General features: G+C 56.4%; 18 protein-coding genes. 9 read left to right on the forward strand and 9 right to left on the reverse strand.

The window, feature by feature from the left end; translation table 11 throughout:
• Window positions 1-220: 220 nt before the first annotated feature.
• From FBZ97_RS29275 to FBZ97_RS29285, 3 genes are read left to right on the forward strand one after another with little or no spacing between them, the layout of a single operon-like run.
• Window positions 221-1,324: an inositol-3-phosphate synthase gene (locus tag FBZ97_RS29275; protein ID WP_145323124.1), complete on the forward strand. Its 1,104-nt coding sequence runs from the start codon at window positions 221-223 to the stop codon at window positions 1,322-1,324.
• The gene (locus FBZ97_RS29280; RefSeq protein ID WP_145323125.1) at window positions 1,321-1,920 is read left to right on the forward strand and encodes a histidine phosphatase family protein; all 600 of its coding nucleotides are present in this window, start codon (window positions 1,321-1,323) and stop codon (window positions 1,918-1,920) included. The genes FBZ97_RS29275 and FBZ97_RS29280 overlap by 4 nt, the downstream gene beginning before the upstream one ends.
• A 20-nt stretch (window positions 1,921-1,940) precedes the next feature.
• Complete coding sequence (locus FBZ97_RS29285) at window positions 1,941-2,879, forward strand: beta-xylosidase (protein WP_145323126.1); 939 nt, start codon at window positions 1,941-1,943, stop codon at window positions 2,877-2,879.
• Between the two features lie 10 nt (window positions 2,880-2,889).
• On the opposite strand, the gene FBZ97_RS29290 is transcribed toward FBZ97_RS29285, so the two are convergent.
• From FBZ97_RS29290 to FBZ97_RS29300, 3 genes are all read right to left on the reverse strand, one after another.
• The gene (locus FBZ97_RS29290; protein WP_233788519.1) at window positions 2,890-4,314 is read right to left on the reverse strand and encodes a Coenzyme F420 hydrogenase/dehydrogenase, beta subunit C-terminal domain; all 1,425 of its coding nucleotides are present in this window, start codon (window positions 4,312-4,314) and stop codon (window positions 2,890-2,892) included.
• On the reverse strand, window positions 4,292-5,443 hold the full coding sequence (locus tag FBZ97_RS29295) for a polysaccharide pyruvyl transferase family protein (RefSeq protein WP_113388604.1): 1,152 nt from the start codon (window positions 5,441-5,443) through the stop codon (window positions 4,292-4,294). Before FBZ97_RS29295 ends, FBZ97_RS29290 begins: the two co-directional genes overlap by 23 nt.
• A gap of 195 nt (window positions 5,444-5,638) precedes the next feature.
• Window positions 5,639-6,370 (reverse strand): endonuclease/exonuclease/phosphatase family protein, encoded by a 732-nt coding sequence (locus FBZ97_RS29300; protein ID WP_113388603.1) that lies wholly within the window; start codon window positions 6,368-6,370, stop codon window positions 5,639-5,641.
• A 66-nt stretch (window positions 6,371-6,436) separates the two neighbouring features.
• Between FBZ97_RS29300 and FBZ97_RS29305 the strand changes: the two genes are divergently transcribed.
• Window positions 6,437-7,399 carry a lysylphosphatidylglycerol synthase domain-containing protein gene (locus FBZ97_RS29305; RefSeq protein WP_145323127.1) on the forward strand — a complete coding sequence of 321 codons (963 nt, stop codon included), beginning with the start codon at window positions 6,437-6,439 and terminating at the stop codon, window positions 7,397-7,399.
• Here FBZ97_RS29305 and FBZ97_RS29310 read toward each other — a convergent pair.
• On the reverse strand, window positions 7,346-8,827 hold the full coding sequence (locus FBZ97_RS29310) for a phospholipase D-like domain-containing protein (protein ID WP_246661897.1): 1,482 nt from the start codon (window positions 8,825-8,827) through the stop codon (window positions 7,346-7,348). The genes FBZ97_RS29305 and FBZ97_RS29310 overlap by 54 nt on opposite strands.
• 179 nt (window positions 8,828-9,006) lie before the next feature.
• Window positions 9,007-9,216 (reverse strand): hypothetical protein, encoded by a 210-nt coding sequence (locus FBZ97_RS34895; RefSeq protein WP_113421106.1) that lies wholly within the window; start codon window positions 9,214-9,216, stop codon window positions 9,007-9,009.
• A 1-nt stretch (window position 9,217) separates the two neighbouring features.
• On the opposite strand from FBZ97_RS34895, the gene FBZ97_RS29320 reads away from it, so the two are divergent.
• The 4 genes from FBZ97_RS29320 (at window position 9,218) to FBZ97_RS29335 (ending at window position 11,741) form a co-directional block, all read left to right on the forward strand.
• Window positions 9,218-9,628, forward strand: a complete 411-nt coding sequence (locus tag FBZ97_RS29320) for a hypothetical protein (protein WP_145323128.1) — start codon at window positions 9,218-9,220, stop codon at window positions 9,626-9,628.
• An 86-nt stretch (window positions 9,629-9,714) separates the two neighbouring features.
• Complete coding sequence (locus tag FBZ97_RS29325) at window positions 9,715-10,242, forward strand: DUF4142 domain-containing protein (protein WP_113353042.1); 528 nt, start codon at window positions 9,715-9,717, stop codon at window positions 10,240-10,242.
• A 135-nt stretch (window positions 10,243-10,377) separates the two neighbouring features.
• Window positions 10,378-11,259, forward strand: coding sequence for an MBL fold metallo-hydrolase (locus tag FBZ97_RS29330; RefSeq protein WP_145323129.1), 882 nt, complete (start codon window positions 10,378-10,380; stop codon window positions 11,257-11,259).
• A gap of 248 nt (window positions 11,260-11,507) precedes the next feature.
• Window positions 11,508-11,741: a hypothetical protein gene (locus FBZ97_RS29335; protein WP_113421108.1), complete on the forward strand. Its 234-nt coding sequence runs from the start codon at window positions 11,508-11,510 to the stop codon at window positions 11,739-11,741.
• A 49-nt stretch (window positions 11,742-11,790) separates the two neighbouring features.
• Here the strand turns inward: FBZ97_RS29335 and FBZ97_RS29340 are convergent, their stop codons facing one another.
• Window positions 11,791-13,026: an Nramp family divalent metal transporter gene (locus tag FBZ97_RS29340; protein ID WP_246661898.1), complete on the reverse strand. Its 1,236-nt coding sequence runs from the start codon at window positions 13,024-13,026 to the stop codon at window positions 11,791-11,793.
• Window positions 13,027-13,290: 264 nt separating this feature from the next.
• Between FBZ97_RS29340 and FBZ97_RS29345 the strand changes: the two genes are divergently transcribed.
• On the forward strand, window positions 13,291-13,494 hold the full coding sequence (locus FBZ97_RS29345; protein WP_113353038.1) for a hypothetical protein: 204 nt from the start codon (window positions 13,291-13,293) through the stop codon (window positions 13,492-13,494).
• Between the two features lie 216 nt (window positions 13,495-13,710).
• Here the strand turns inward: FBZ97_RS29345 and cyoD are convergent, their stop codons facing one another.
• Genes cyoD through FBZ97_RS29360 form a run of 3 tightly spaced genes read right to left on the reverse strand, consistent with a single transcriptional unit; the run spans window position 13,711 to window position 16,825 of the window.
• Window positions 13,711-14,124 carry a cytochrome o ubiquinol oxidase subunit IV gene (gene cyoD, locus FBZ97_RS29350; RefSeq protein ID WP_145323132.1) on the reverse strand — a complete coding sequence of 138 codons (414 nt, stop codon included), beginning with the start codon at window positions 14,122-14,124 and terminating at the stop codon, window positions 13,711-13,713.
• Window positions 14,124-14,816 (reverse strand): cytochrome c oxidase subunit 3, encoded by a 693-nt coding sequence (locus tag FBZ97_RS29355; protein ID WP_113353037.1) that lies wholly within the window; start codon window positions 14,814-14,816, stop codon window positions 14,124-14,126. The genes cyoD and FBZ97_RS29355 overlap by 1 nt, the downstream gene beginning before the upstream one ends.
• Window positions 14,813-16,825: a cbb3-type cytochrome c oxidase subunit I gene (locus FBZ97_RS29360; RefSeq protein ID WP_145323134.1), complete on the reverse strand. Its 2,013-nt coding sequence runs from the start codon at window positions 16,823-16,825 to the stop codon at window positions 14,813-14,815. Before FBZ97_RS29360 ends, FBZ97_RS29355 begins: the two co-directional genes overlap by 4 nt.
• Window position 16,826: the final 1 nt, after the last annotated feature.

Below are 16,826 nucleotides of genomic sequence, written 5' to 3' on the forward strand. Positions count from 1 at the left end.
TTCATACTTAAGCAAGTCATCATGCCATCTGCGATCCGGCGGCATATCGATGCGGCTTCCTCGACACGCTCCATATCTCCGTAGACCAGCATCGCCGCACCTCTTCAATCCGAAACATTCGAACGCGCGAAACCGGCTTGCGATCCATTGAAAGATTTTTTCGGGAACAGATGCCTCCCCTCCTTGTTCGGGGATGGCTTTGTAGATGCTGGAGAAAGACATGCGTTCCCATTCCATTCGAGTAGCTATCGTCGGTGTCGGCAATTGCGCGTCCTCGCTTGTGCAGGGGCTGACCTACTATCGCGATGCCGAAAGCAACGAGCCCGTCCCTGGCCTCATGCATGTGGACCTCGGAGGATATCATGTTCGCGACGTCGAGATTTCGGCGGCTTTCGATATCGCCGCTTCCAAGGTCGGCAGGGATGTCGCCGAGGCCATTTACGCCGAACCCAACAATACCCAGCGTTTTGCCGAGGTCGCGCCGACTGGCATCAAGGTCAATCGCGGCAAGACCCTCGATGGCCTGGGCCGATACTTGAAGGACGAGATCCCACAATCGGAAGAGCCGGTCGCCGATGTCGCCGAAATTTTGCGCCAGACGCAGACAGAAGTGCTTGTCTCCTATCTTCCGGTCGGGTCCGAGGAAGCCACGCAGTGGTATGCCGAACAGGCGCTCGCCGCAGGGTGCGCCTTCGTCAACTGCATCCCCGTTTTCATCGCCTCGAAGCCTGAATGGCAGCGCCGTTTTGCCGAGAGCCGCCTGCCCCTCATCGGGGACGATATAAAAAGCCAGGTGGGCGCGACGATCGTCCACCGTATGCTCGTCAACCTTTTCCGCGAGCGCGGCGTAAGGGTCGATCGCACCTATCAGCTGAATTTCGGCGGCAATACGGACTTCCTCAACATGCTGGAACGCGAGCGGCTTGAATCGAAGAAGATCTCCAAGACGCAATCGGTGACGAGCCAGCTCGATGTACCGCTCGCCCCGACGGACATCCATGTCGGACCGAGCGATCATGTTCCATGGCTCGCGGACCGCAAATGGGCTTATATCAGGCTGGAGGGAACGACGTTCGGCGGCGTGCCGCTCAATGCGGAACTGAAGCTGGAAGTGTGGGATTCGCCCAATTCGGCCGGTGTGGTCATCGACGCGGTACGCTGCGCCAAACTGGCGCTCGATCGCGGCATCGGCGGCCCTCTGGTCGGTCCATCGAGCTACTTCATGAAATCACCGCCGCGCCAATTCACCGATCAGGAAGCCCGCAGGCGCACGCAGGCCTTCATCGAGGACCAGGAGGATGCCTTGCCCGGAGCGGCGGAATGACGACGACGTTCTTCCTTGTTCGTCACGCAGCCCACGACAATCTCGGCGCTTTTCTTGCAGGTCGCACACATGGGATCGTTCTCGGCGATGCGGGCTTGTCGCAGGCAAATCGCCTTGGACCGCGCATGGCGCGCTACCATCTGGATGCGGTTTACAGCAGCCCGCGCGAACGCACCCAGCAGACGGCCGAAGCAATCGTCTCCGCATGTGGGCTGGGTTCCCCGCGGATCGAAGAGGCACTGGATGAAGTCGATTTCGGCGATTGGAGCGGCAAGACCTTTTCGACGCTCGAACAAGACGCCCAATGGCGACGTTGGAACACCATGCGCAGCCTTGTACGGGCGCCGAACGGCGAAACCATGCTCGACGTTCAGAGCCGCGTTTGGAAATTGATTGCAGATCTCGCGACCAAGGCCGATGGCAAGAGGCTGGCGCTCGTATCCCACGGAGATGTTATCAAAGCGGCGGTCAGCCATGTTCTCGGCTTGCCGATCGACGCCTGGCTGAGGTTCGACGTGGAACCAGCATCCGTGACCCACATGGTCGTCGCAGATTGGGGAGCGAAAATCATCACCCTCAATGAAATGAATCCATGAGCTTGTCGCGGGAGATCAGCATGATCAAAGCAGCTATGATTTGGAACGAGCCAAACAACAAGTCGCACTGGGATCCGGAGATAGATCCCGACTGGAGCCGGTTTGCCGAAATGGCGATACTGGCCGCCGACGCGATCGCGCTTGCGAATCCCGACTTGGTCAAGGTGCTGGGTGGCATCTCTCCGATTGATCCCGCCTTCATGGATCGAATGAAAAATTCTGGGGTCCTGGATCATCTCGACGCCGTCGCGGTTCACGGCTTTCCGCTGGACTGGAATCTATGGCAAATTGACGAATGGCCGCGGAGAATCGCCGAAATCGCTGATGTCACCGATCTTCCCGTCTGGGTCAGCGAGGTCGGCGTATCGAGTTTTGGCGCTGAATACGTGCAGCTTTGGGGCTTGAACCGCACTGTCGAGCTGCTCAAGGGGAAGGTGCCGCAATTCCAGTGGTACAGTCTCTTCGACCTTCCGAGGTCATGGGAAGCGACTACGCGCCACAAGGAAGCCGAGGGTTCCTCTTATTATCGGCACTACTACATGGGTCTTCTGCGGGAGGACGGTACGCCGAAGCCGGCCCTTGACGCCTTCGCCCGGCATGCCCCGGAACTCGGCCTGGTTCAATGGTTTCATTTCGAAGATCCGCGACTTGACGAGGCGGTCGCCTGGATGAAGCGGCTCGGGGTGAAATCGATCAGGACAGGCCTTTCCTGGGCGGATCGTTTCCGTCCCAATGCGCTGGACTGGTTCGATCGGCAAATGCGCAGCCTTGAGGACTTCGATGTCACGGTCACCTTCTGCTTCACGCCGGAACATCGCGGCATCGCCCCTCATCATACGAGTGCCCCGCTGGTGCCGGAAGAATTTGCCGAATTCTGCCGCGAAATGGTCGAACGCTATGCCCCGCATCGGACCGCTGATCGCTTCGATCGGCCGTCTTCCGCCATGACGGCTTTCTAATCATCCGTCCTCACAGTTTCCTGTCCGGACAGAAGCGATCGAGCAGCCGACCCATGGGTCCACGCGAATAGGCCAGCGCATGATAGCAGCTCAGCATCAGGCGAGCCCAACCCAGATAGAGACCTGGCCAATGCATTTCACGGGCGAGCCAAAAGACCCGATGGCTCCAAAAACTGATGGCCAGGCGCATGCCGTATATCATCTTGCGCCGGGCACCCAACCCGTGTCTCACCGCAGCGACGCGCTTGCCGGGGCGAATGCCAAATCGCGGCAGACTCATGCGGAAGGCCAAACCTTCCCGTCTTTGCCGAAAGCCTGCGGCTTGGGTACTGACAACGAAGGCTTCGTCGACCGGCGAGAGGCAAATGCGTCCGGATTCCATCCCCGCACCAATGAGCTCGAGAAGCGCCCGCGATCGCACGATCACGACATTGGTTCCCCGCCCGTCTGATGAATAAGGTTCCTGCCAGGCGTCGCCGAACGAAATATCCGCTGTCTCCGCAACCACGTCGTCACAATAGTTGCAGGCGGAATTCTGGAAAAAGCCGGCGCCCCAATCGCCGTCCACAAGGTTCCACCAGTCGCGAGCCCGAAGCTCGCCATTTCGCAGCCCCAGGCTCGCGCGATACCAGCTGGCCGGGCGATCCGGAGATTTTGACCTGTAGTCGATCCGCTCGACATCCTGAATCCGCTGCCCCATCTGCCAGCTGAAGCTCTCGGTCATGCGAGCGCTTTTCATATGCCCGCAAACGAGCCCGAGCGTGAAGGCAATGCGCTCTTTCAGGATCGGATCGGCGCTGCTCAACAATCTCAATGCCTTTATGAAGCAGGGAACGCCGACCACGGCATATCGACCTGGCGTCTTCCTGATCTCATCGAGCACCCCCGACATCTCCACCGGATAGTAGCGCGACTTGGCGCCTGTCTGCAGTGCCTGCGGATCGCGCGAGAGCGTATAGTAAAACAAGGGTCCGTCGGCTAAGGCCGCCCCAGCTCTTTCGACAACATGCGCGACAGCATCGACAAGCCCGTTGCGAAGAAGCTCGGTTGCGACCCAAGTGACCATACCTCCCGAGCTGCCACTGGCGCGAAAGGTGCCTTCCGCGACATGACCGACGAATGTCGCCTCCAATCGGCCGAGCTGAGGGTCGGTTTTGACGGCATTCGGGAAGAGCTCTTCGGCGAGCACATCTTCGTTCTTGCTGCTTGGAGAAAACGGGCATATCCGAGAAAAATCCGCCGTTCGGTCTCGCATCCAACCACTACCCGCACGCGGCTTCCATTGCCCGAAGGGATCGAAATCCATATGGACGTCGTTCTCTTGCGCACGCGCCACACAGGCACCGCATCCGATACAGAGCCCGGAGCGAATGAGATCAGCCGGGCTCACCCGGCCGGTATTTCCCAAGGGATCAGAATGCCTGCTCGATGACATGATTGAGAAAAGTGCTGGAGTTATGACGAAGGCTTTCGATATGCCGGGCGACATCCGGCCCCGGCGCTTCCGTCAAGGCCAGATGCAATCGAGATGCGTGGCTGAATTCAGATATAACACTTCCCTCAATGCCGACCATTGCCGTCAGATCGCGAAGCTTGTTCGATCGATAATCGGAGAGAACGCAGGCCAAGGGCTTTTCATTGACGAGAGCAAAAACGCAGCCATGGAAGAAATTCGTCACCACCGCATTGGCGCCGCCGATCAAGCGGGCGAATTCTTCCGGTCCCGCGTCGATGTGGTGTTCATGAGCCCAATTGTTCCTGTATCCGATGCTGACCAGCCGGATATTATGCGCATCCGCCCAATCTCGAACCATTCGCTGAAACCAGGCCGGAAAGCTGTGCCCGTAAACAGCCGCGTAAGGGTGTAACGGCTGTTCTTTACCAGCATCGAAGATCGCTTGCGGGAACTGAAGGCACGGATCGAGCACCAATTCGGCCTCCATCCCTAAGGTCTCACCAAGAAGGCGCTTCGAATTCAAGTCGCGCACTGAAATCCATGAAAAGTGACGCAGTTTCTCGGCCCAGTGGCCGTTCAGCCGCCGCGCTGAATTGAAATTTCCAAAGCTGGCGGCGTAGGAGGAAAGGAGAGGCTTCCGCAAGCCTTCGCCAAAGAAGAGGCCGCTGCCGCCGTACCAGGGATGATGCAAATTCCAGACCTCATCGCTGCCGACAATGACGAGCGGCAGATCTTCGATAGCCGATGGATCCTCTAGCGCGAACGGTGCGGATAGTGGCAGCCGGGAAACTGCGTCGAGGGATTTGCGGATCTTTATACGGTAAAGCGGATAATCTTCCCTGGCGGTCGCAACAGGTAGCTGTGGCCGAAACGCGCAACGCCATTCGGCCATATCCACGCGTCTCGATCTGTGGTTCAGCAGCAACGCATCGACGTTCATCGATCGCAATCCTTCGATGAGGCAGCGTGCCTGCCAATAGGAGCCGTAGTTGATGCAGCCATGAAATGTCAGCACGCCCGCGCGGCGCCCGCCGCTGCCGGCGACTAAGCTATTCGCGTCGACACTGCGCGCACGTCCATAACTGGCAAGGCCGATCCCATCCGACATCTGATCTCCCCTTTGCCTGCAAACGGCCATGATCGCGGCTCGTCTCGAGCGCACGTTGCCTGCAGCGACAGGCTTACACGTCTGCTTCGCCTTCGAACCCCGCGGGTGATTGAATGTTCCCCGTCGGCGCCGACGTGTCTGTCAGGATTTGCCAAGCTTATTCGGGCGGGATGATCCAGTCATCAGGTGTAATCGCTAGCTCGCGAGGATCAGATCGGCGATGAGCGGAAGATGATCGGAAGCAACCTTCGTCAGTTTGTTTTGTAGAACAGCAGAACCCATGACATGAATGTCCTCGCTGACAAATATATGATCGAGGCGCATCAGAGGGTATCTGGAGGGGAAGGTCGGACGCGCCGGGTCTTTTCCCTGAAGCTGGACATCTTTAAAGAGCCGACCGATCAGCCGATAGGTAGCGGATGCGGGAACGGCGTTCAAATCACCGCATAGGATCGTAGCACCCGGCTGCACGGAACCATGCAGCCATGGGGGACCCAGCAATGTCGTCATTTGCTGGATACGGTCCCGCCCACGAAGTCCGAGATGTGTATTCACGACGTTTAATATGACATCGCCGATGACAATCTCGACTGCAAGAGCGCCGCGAGGCTCGCCTCTTGACGGCAACGGACCAGCCTTGACCGCCCTTGTCGGCCAGTTGGTTATGATCGCATCTCCATATTGCTCCTCCGCGAATGTCAGCGTCGCATTGAAATGAGCTTCCATCTTCAAAAGCGACGCGATCATGCTTGCTTGGTCGATACGCCCTGTCCGCAAACGACGAACGTCGATTTCCTGCAGCGCCACGATATCAGCCTGTGTTTGGGCGATAACGGATGCGATCCGAGTCGGGTCGACCTTGCGATCGGTGCCAATGCAGCTGTGCACATTATAGGTGAGTATTCTGATTCGCTTCTCGTTGGTCATATGTGGGGAACACCGAAGCCGCCCAGTCGTTCCGCAGAATAGCCGGCGTGAACAAAGGCAGACCCGATGACCCGGAAAGGCTTGATATGGAATGCGGCAATGCTTGGCGCGCTTTGCCTGGCGCTCTTTCTTCTTTATCGGATCCTTTCGCACTACAGTTTGGAAGAGATTGAAGCATCGCTGCGCAAACTCCCCTTCCTGTGCCTTGCGGCAGCGATCCTCTTCGCGGCGGGTTCCTATATCAGCCTGACCGGCTTCGATTATCTGGCCATTCTGTCGCTTCGAAAGTCCTTGCCATATTCAAAAATTGCGCTGGCATCCCTCATCAGCCTGTCGATGGGTCACAATATCGGATTTGCAGGGCTCAGCAGCGGTGCATTTCGTTATCGCTATTATGCTCGCTGGGGCCTTAGCATGGAAGATGTCGCGAAGATCATCCTATTTTCCGGTGTGACGGTCGCCCTCGGCCTGCTGACCATCGGCGGTATCGCCTTGCTTGTCGCTTCGGAAGATATCGTTACGCTGCTGCGCGTCGATGCTCCAGCTCTGCGTATATTGGGTGGCGCTCTTCTTTGCATTCCTGTGATCTATGGTATTCTGGCTAAATACCTGCGAAGGCGGCTGACCTTATGGCATTGGTCATTTGAATTGCCTCAAGCAAGGATAGCTCTGGCACAGATTACGATTGGCACTGTGAATTTTGCCTTCGTGTCCGCATGCCTTTACGCATTGTTTTCGGCTTATGCCGAGGTATCCTATTTCCGCACCGTCACTGCATTCGTGCTTGCCAACACTCTCGTCCTGACCACCCATGTCCCCGGAGGTCTCGGTATCCTGGAGACAACCCTGGCATATGCCGTTCCGAATGCCGCCTCGATCGGAGCCTTGATCGCTTTTCGCTTGATCTACTATCTCATTCCGCTTCTGTTCGGTGGCATCGCGATGATGATTACCGAACTGATTTTCAGCCAGCAATCAGCCAAACCGGAGCATGCGACGCAATCGACCCGCGACACGACGGAGGCGTGATGGCGGCCAGGGTCGCGCGGGATCGAACAGTGCCGTCCCCAAAACAGGTGTGATCTTTCGGCTTTTCGAGTGAAGCGGCCTCAAGCCCCTTGCACCAAGATCGAGCGCCGCGATCGCACGGATAAGAGAGCCCTTTTGCTCAAAGACCTGATCGAGCGTTTCGGAAGAACAGCCGAGAAATTCCGAAAGAAGGCTGTGACGCAGGCTGCGGATGACCTTCCTATGTTCGGCGCCTTGCGCCTCGAACAGAATGTCGCACTCCGTATCCAAACTCTCCGAGCGATGATTGAGGTTCGATGAGCCAATTCGTACCAGGATGTCGTCTGCGATCAACAACTTTGAATGAACAAAAAGAGGCACCTGCCGCGTTCCATCCGGAATGACCGGATAGAAAACGCGCAAACGGTCGAACTCGTCCGCATGTTTGAGTTTCGCAATGATCCTATCCCTATTCCTGTCCATGATCATCTTTTCGATCAGACCATGCGAGCGGTACGCACAGACGATCACGATCTCGGGTCCTTCTTTCTCCTTCAAACGCGCAACCAATGCTTCGGCGATATTGAACGAGGCGAGATATTGCGTTTCGATGTAGAGATGGCGCCTCGCTGCATCGATCATTTGTTTGGCTGTGACGCTTCCGAGATTATCGCGCATCCGTGATCCTCTCGTGGGATTTGAGACGGCAAGCCTGATTGGCATGTTGGAAAGAGAAAGCGATCCTTCGCATTGCGAGTCATGCTCGCAAGTACGTGCCAAGGGTTCATGCCGCTCGCCAGTTGCCGCCGCCCACCGCTGTCTGGCAATGTCAGAGACGATCCTTGCTGCCTGCCCAGTTACCATGACCTGGAGGTCATGCACCGCTTCGTAGGGCACGCCCTCCGAATCTCGTCTGCGCTGATCTCCGGCACGATGGCCACGTGTGTCCCACCTGCGCGATGCCAGATCGATGCCGCCGAGGAACGCGACATTGTCGTCAACGCAAACAAGCTTTTGATGATGGCAGCCGAGCAAGACGGGTTGGATCGCAAAGCGTAGCTGGATACGATCACTCTTCGGAAAGGTTTTTTGAAAAAATATTCTCAGGGATTTATCCGAATAGATTGGCCCAAGTGCCCAAACCAGAATGCGGATCTGTAAATCCGGATTGGAAAGGGTTGCTTGTTCGAGGGCGTCTCCCAAGGTTGCGTCCGATTTTTGCGGCTCCAGCAATATTGTCGGATTAAAGTTCCAACCAATAATCCAGATCTGCCGTTTAGCCTCGTTCAGCGTCCCGGCAAGGCACGAAAAATAATTCTTGCCATTGATGAGAAAACTCACTTTCTCCGCGGTCCCCGACAATAATGGCTTAGCACTTTGCTGCATCGTGGCTGAAATCTGCAATCGTTGTGATTGATTCAAAGCAATAACCGGCTTTTGCGTCGACACTCGCTATCGCTTGATGACCGGTACCGGGGATCGTTATCTTGCCATACCCTCATCAATCGCCCTGAGCATCCCCTGCTTGATGTCATCTTTGCAGGGATGCCAATCGGTGGAATTTTCGAAACTCGATACCGCGGATACGACAATCTGTTTTGATCGTCGTTTTCCTCGTTCGCTATTGCTCAGCGGCGATTGCTGACGTGATCGCGATATTGTTCTGTCTGAACGCCGCGGCTGTCGAGACCTCGTTCCCTCGAATGTTGTGCCTTGTCACGGTTGGACAGAACGGCATTTTCCCCGACCTTCCCTTCCTCAAGTGTCGTAGCAGCGCCTGACGCGTCACCTTTGCCTTTCGATCCGCGGGAGAAGTGCTTTTTTCCTGCGTGAGCCATCATGCATCTCCATCAATTTGCCAGGACGGCAGTGCTTTACCTTGACCATCCGATGAGGGTGGACCGCGGCGAAAGCACCTTTGGAACATCCAACTTCCATTTCTGTCGATTGTTCCCTCTGGGCTGCGGAACCGGCATCGACACACGGCACAGATTTATTGTTCCGACCCGGGAACATTCCTTGCCTGCGATAGTTGCGTTGCAACATCTTGAAGGAGAAGAGATGCGGAATGATGATGAGAAAAATTCTGTCGAAACGGATCCGATTGTGTCCGCAAACGACAGTCCTCAACAGAAGAGCAGAAAACGGCGGGCGGGATACCTGATCGTACTTGCGCTTTTGATCATCGCGTTGCTGACACTCGCCGAATGGATACTGAACGGTACCATCATCTTTTCCAACGCGCGGTAGCCGCCGCGTGACTTCAAACAGCAGGAAACCCAGTGAAACGGAAGATACTTGGATTCCATAAAGGTAGATCTGAAAAGGAGACCAGCATGAAGCTCGCGATCGTCACTATTGCGGTAGCGCTGGCAGCGGCGCCAGCATATTCTCAATCAACAGCGGAAAAGACAGGTGTTAATTCGCTCGTGGGGGCGGCGCCAAATACCCAAGACTTTGTCAATGAAGCCGCCAGCAGCGATATGTTTGAAATTGAATCGAGCAAGCTCGCGCTGCAGCGAGGCAATGATCAAACGAAAAAATTCGCTCAGCAAATGATTGATGATCACCAAAAGACAACGAATGAGCTGAAAGATCTCGTCAACAGTGGAAAGGTCAAGGCGACACTGCCAACGGAGATGAGTTCAAGCCAGAAGAAGATGCTGGCGCGGCTGCAGAAAATGCAGGGAAATGACTTTGTCAAACGCTACGACGCGGACCAGCGTTCAGCTCATGCGAATGCGGTTGATCTTTTCAAACGCTATGGAAACGGCGGCGAGGATGCAAGTCTGAAGACCTGGGCCGCCAATACGAGGCCGAAACTCGAGCAGCATCTGCAAATGGCCAAGGAACTTCCAAAGTAAAAAGGCTACCGGGATGAGTGGATGGCTACGGCATGGCTGTATTTTCATCCGCTCATCCGAAGGTGAAACACAATCGATCTCGAAGTGATTGATGGGTGGTTCGGAGACGATTTGGCTCGCAACGGAGTGCGGGATATGGATGACCAACTGCATCTCAGCGATAGCGATGTCATCGAAGTCGAAAACGAGGATGGAACGCGGAAAATCTGCGATGATGTGGCCTACCTGAAGCTCTCCATCGTCAATGCGGTTTTTCTGGGCAAGCCTGTGCCGGATAGCAACTGGCTCCTCATCGATACCGGTTTGCCATCGTCACAGGATCGGATCTTGGCAGCTGCGGCGCGCCGCTTCGGTGCGACCTCCCGGCCCGCTGCCATTATCATGACTCACGGACATATTGACCACGCCGGATCTGTCGAACGCTTGGCCGCTTTTTGGGATGTGCCGGTCTACGCCCATCCGCTCGAGCATCCTTACCTGGATGGACGTGCGTCTTATCCGCCTGCAGACCCATGGGTTGGTGGCGGAAGCTTTGCGCTCATGTCGCCCCTGCTGCCGCGCGGCCCCTCCAACCTCGGCAGCCTGCTTCAAAGCCTGCCTGCCGACGGCACCGTACCTTTCGCTTCCGAATGGTCATGGCTGCATACACCCGGCCATACACCGGGACATATCTCCCTTTGGCGCGAAAGCGATCGCACCCTCGTCGCCGGTGACGCCGTCATCACGACCGGCCAGGAATCCGTCTACGACGTAGTGACGCAGGCTCCCAGACTGCATGGTCCGCCTCGTTATCTGACGATCGACTGGCAGGCATCGGAACAATCAGCAAAGCAGATTGCTAGTCTCAAGCCGGAACGATTGATCAGCGGTCATGGCCCGGCGCTGGGCGGGGCCGGCTTGCGCGCAGCCCTCGATACGCTGGCGACCAATTTCTGGGATATTGCCGCGCCAGCGGACGGCCGATATGTCGATCATCCGGCAAGAGCCACCGACGGCACGGCCTATTGCCGGCCCTGATGATTTGCCACGCTGCAAGACCGGCCGCGCTTTCGCTTTCTCCACCTTTGCAAGAGCCTGCAAGAACCAAGGATCGCTTGAAAGGAGCAGATCGTACCTCCGACCATTCTACCGATGCCCTCTACAAACTGCCGCTCGCCGCGGGAACAACGATTGTCTCCGGAAGTTTGAAAATGGACCGACGAGGGCCGCTTGGATATCACCACGGGATCGCCGGAAAACGCGCATGAGCCACAGGAGTTTCGATAATGAACGTGATCCAGCTTCCGCAGGTCCGTCGATTGGATCGCGACCCTGAACCCGAATTCCGTACAAGTGATCGTAACGGGCGTACCATGTTCCGTTTCCTGGCCGATTACCATATCGATGGACGGACGTTCGGCATCAGTTTCTGGGCCTATGATCTGGCCGACGCGGAGCGTCGCGTTGCATCCATGCGCGCCAATCTGAGCCTTCAAGGTCAGATCTTCTGCCGGATGTGAGGAGCTTATTCTTTCCATCGGCAGGCGGATGCCTGCTCCATCGCCCATCCTATATGATCCATGTCACCACGAGCCCGGCACTGGCCGAGAAAATGGCCAGGACTGTCAGCCAGCCGGCGACATTCATAAGACGTGAATTCACATGCTCGCCCATGATCGCCTTGTTGTTCGTCATGAACAGCAGCAATAGCAAGAGAGGCGGAGTAGAAAATCCCTGAACCACGCCGGACCATACCAGGGCTTTCATCGGATTTATGCCAATGAAGTTCATCGCGACCGCGATCAACGTTACCGCTGCGATGATGACGTAAAATCCCGGCGCCTCTGGGGCACTGGCGTTCAGGCTGCCCTTGATACCGATTGACTGGGCGAGGTCGTAGGCCGCTCCCGTCGTCATGACGGGAACCGCCAGAAATCCGACCGATATGATTCCAGCCGCAAACAAATATCCGGCGGCCTGTCCGGCGATTGGTTTTAGCGCTTCGGCCGCCTGCGCGGCCGTTTGGATATCCGTGTGCCCCTGAACATGCAGCGTCGCGCCGGTCGCCATAATGATGAAGTACATGACCAGGTTTGAGAACGTCATTCCGACAAGAATTTCTTTGCGCGAACGAGCCAGTTTCGAGCTGCTGACGCCTCGTCTGGCTTTCATCGAAGTCTTTCCCTCGGCGATTTTTTCCTCGACCTCTTCATTGGATTGCCAGGTGTAGAGATACGCCGACAGCGTAGTGCCGATGATCGCCACGATGATCGAAAGAAATTCCTCGTTAAATTCGATGGATGGAATGAGCGAGCCCTTAAGAACGGCCATCCAGTCCGGTTTCGCTAATATAGCCGCGCCTGTATAGGCCAGCAAACTGAGGGCCAGCCAGCGAAAAATTCGGCGAATGAAAGTGTAGGAGCCCATCACTTGTAGACAGAGCAGAATGACTGCCATCACGGCAACGATAAGGGGAACGGAAAGCGGCACGAAAAGGTTGACCGCGGCCGCCATTCCGCCCAGGTCGGCGGCAGCCTCGATCGTATTGCCGATAACGACTCCGGCCAACGCCAGATAAAGAAACCATCGGGGATAATTGTCATGGATGACTTGAAATAGTCCACGTCCGGTTACCTGCCCGAGCTTCGATGAAAGGTACACGACCGTGAACATCATCGGCAGCGTAACGGGCGCGGTCCAGAGCATCCCGAGACCGAAGCGTGCGCCGGCGCTGGCATAGGTGCCGATTGCCGAGGGATCGTCGTCGGCCGCTCCAGAAATGAGACCGCGGCCGAGCAGGCTCATTCCTTCATGACGTTGCCTAGTTGGGGATCCATCGCTCTCCTGGTGCTTCATTGCGAAACCGCCCGGACCCGCGCGGTCATGACCGGGGAGCGTCTAAGGGTTGTCAGTTCGTTACGAAACAATCGCATGAAAGATATCATTTCCGTCTAAGCGGCGAAATCGGCGGAAGTTCCGTGCGACCGGCAAATACCTCTCGTCCCTCCGATCTCGTGGAACTTTGCGGCTCTTTCGCAGTAAGGTTCATTTCCAAGGAAAGGCTGCATCATGACAGGCAAAGAAACAAAGTTCGGCGGTCCGAACATTCCTTCCCGGAAAGCGACATCGGACAATCCCGCTCCGATCCAGCAATCGAGTGAGCAAGAGGGTATGGCCCCAACCGTCCTTGAAAAAGATCTGGTGACGCCGATTGGTAAATCGGGCGTGCGCATTTCCAAGAACGATCGGAGTAAGCCAGGCACAAAGGAATAAGACAGGCTTCCGCATGAACCTACGAAAATCTAGTAGGCTGTCGCAGCGGAAAGCCATATGAAGCTGAGCATATATCCGGCCGTCAGCGAAATGCAGATCGCAAATAGAAGAGCGAAGCACTTCGGTGACATATTGAAGCTCCTTCACTGCATGTCCCTACTTGGCAAAGCATTGTGATGCGGCATCACGCAGCTTTCGGGTGCATGATCCAAATACTCATGGCTGCATATTCATCATTTGATCCATGGGCATCATGTTTTGCTTCAGATGGTCCATGATCCAGATTGAACCGAGAACGATCAGCACGACGACCAATATGCCGAATGCCAGTGCGAGGACGTTGTTTGTGTTGTCGGGGCCAGTGGTGATATGCAGAAAGAACACCAGATGCACGCCTATTTGCGCAATTGCGAGTACGATAAGCGCTACCGGAATTGCCGGCCCGTAAACAATGTTGGAAGTGGCTAGCAAGAAGGAAGCAGCCGTCAGAATGATAGAAAATCCCAGGCCCAAGTTTGCGTTCAACACCCAGTGGCCGCTTTCTTCCGGTGGCTCGTCACCGGGCGCATGGTCGTCCCGCAAATTCCGCCTATTATCATATATGTCCGTGTCGGTGTCGGAGGTACTCATTAGCGAACTCCCATCAGATAGACGATCGTGAAAATGCCGATCCAGACGATATCAAGTGCATGCCAGAAGAGATTGAAGCAGATCAATCGATGAATGATCTCGCGGCGAAATCCTTTTATGAAGACCTGGGCCATCATCGTGGCCAGCCACACGCCGCCGAGCGTGACGTGCAGTCCATGCAGTCCGACCAGCCCGTAGAAGGAAGTGAGCATTGCGCTGCGTTGCGGCGTGAAGCCGCGATCGGATAGTTCGATGAATTCCCATAGCTCAAGAAGAACGAATATCAATCCCAGCAGGCCTGTCAGAAGCAGAAATATAAGCGTCCACAGCTTATTGCGCGCATTTGTCGCCGCAAACGACAGCATGCAGGTGTAACTCGACAATAGCAGCGCCGCGGTTTCGAATCCCACGCGTTGCACATCGACGATATCGGTAATCACCGGCCCGCCGGCCGTCGCCCCCCTTTGCACGGCGAATGCGGCGAAGAAACACGCGAAAATGATGATGTCGCTCAGCAGATAGATCCAGAATCCGTAGCCGACAAGAATTCGCTTGTCCGCGGGGCCGGTAGCGCCCTGGCCAGTTCCCACCGCGGGCTCCCCCGGGCCATGAGCACGGTGGCCCAGACGATGCGGATCTTCGCGAAGGCGCCGGATGGCTTCGACGCTCGCCGGCAGCCCGGTATCCGTCATGGCAATACTCCCTGTTCTGAGATTCGCGCGAGCATCGCCTCGCGAGCGGAGCGCCGGACACGGTCGACGCGCGCGACCTCGTCGGCCGAAACCTCGAATTCATGAACGTCGCGCCATGCGAAGACCACGAAGCCAATGAAGGCCGCCACGAGCGCCACGATGGCAAGCCACCAGATGTACCAGATCATCGCGAAACCGAAGATCGTGGCGAAAAAGGCTGTATAGATTCCAACGGGACTGTTTACCGGCATCTCGATAGGCTCATAATCCGGTTCGGGCGATAGTTGCTGTGATTCCACGGCGCGAAGTTTGATACCCCAATAGGCCTCCTCCCCCTCGACATTCGGCATGACGGCGAAGTTGAAGAACGGCGGCGGCGACGGGGTTGCCCATTCAAGAGAACGACCATCCCACGGATCTCCGGTGATATCCCGCAGCTTTTCCCGCTGGCGAATGCTGACGACCAATTGAATGACCTGCGCGATGACCCCCAGGACAAGAATGCCGACACCGACGACGGAGACGTAAAGCCAGGGCGCCCATTCGGGAACGTCGATGTGCTGCAGCCGCCGTGTCATTCCATCGAGTCCGAGAACGTAAAGGGGCGTAAAGGTCACCCAAAACCCCGCGAAAGCCAGCCAGAAAGCCGCTTTGCCCCAACCTGCATGGAGCCGGAAACCGAATGCTTTCGGAAACCAGAATTCCATCCCCGCGAAAACGCCGAACACGACACCGCCAATGATGACGTTGTGAAAATGCGCCACCAGAAACATGGAATTATGCGTCAGGAAATCCGCTGGCGGTATGGCGAGCAGGACACCCGTCAACCCGCCTATGGTGAAAGTGAAGATGAAGCCCATCGACCAAAGCATCGGCACTTCGAAACGAACCCTTCCGCCATACATCGTAAAGATCCAGTTGTAGATTTTGACGCCGGTGCCGACGGCGATGATGCTGGAGGAGATGCCGAAGAAGGTGTTGACCGCGGCGCCAGCCCCCATCGTGAAGAAGTGGTGCAGCCATACCAGCATCGAAACGATGCAAATGAACATCGTCGCCGCCACCATCGAGCGGTAGCCAAATAGCGGCTTGCCGGAAAAGGTCGAAAAGACTTCGGAAAAGATGCCGAAGGCGGGCAGGACGAGGATGTAGACTTCCGGATGACCCCACGCCCATATCAGGTTCACAAACATCATCGGATTTCCGCCCGCCGTATTTGTGAAATAATGCCATCCCACATAGCGATCGAGCGTCAACATGGCGAGCGTCGCCGTTAGGATCGGAAAGGCTGCCACGATCAGCAGACAGGAAGCCAGCGCGGTCCAGCAGAAGACCGGCATTCTGAGATAGCTCATGCCCTGGCACCGCATCTTCAATATCGTCGTGACGATATTGATGCCGGTTATCAGGGTCCCTATGCCGGAAATCTGCACGGCCCAAAGATAGTAATCGACGCCTACGCCTGGCGTATAGCTCGTCTCGCTGAGAGGCGGGTATGGCAGCCATCCGGTGCGGGCGAACTCGCCGATGAAGAGCGACACATTGACCAGCAGCGCACCGCTGGCCGTCAGCCAGAACCCAACCGAGTTGAATGTCGGGAAGGCAACGTCACGGACGCCGAGCTGCAGCGGCACGAGGAAATTCATAAATCCCAAGACGAGGGGCATGGCACCGAACAGGATCATGATCGTTCCATGCGCAGTGAATATCTGATTATAATGTTCGGGCGGCAGGTAACCGGGGGCATCGATCGCGACCGCCTGCTGGGTGCGCATCATGATCGCATCGGCGAAGCCACGGATGAGCATGACGACACCGAGCAGACAATACATAATGCCGATGCGCTTGTGATCGACGCTTGTGATCCACTCTCGCCATAAATAGGGCCACCATCCTCTTACGGTGACCAGAATCAAGACCAAAATGGCGATGAGGATGACGGCGATGGAGGTGATCAGCGGGATCGGCTGAGACAGGGGAATCGCCGAGAGCCCGAGTTTTCCCAACATG

Origin of the sequence: Rhizobium sp. ERR 942 (assembly GCF_007828395.1) — a bacterium.
GTDB classification, from domain to species: domain Bacteria; phylum Pseudomonadota; class Alphaproteobacteria; order Rhizobiales; family Rhizobiaceae; genus Rhizobium; species Rhizobium dioscoreae.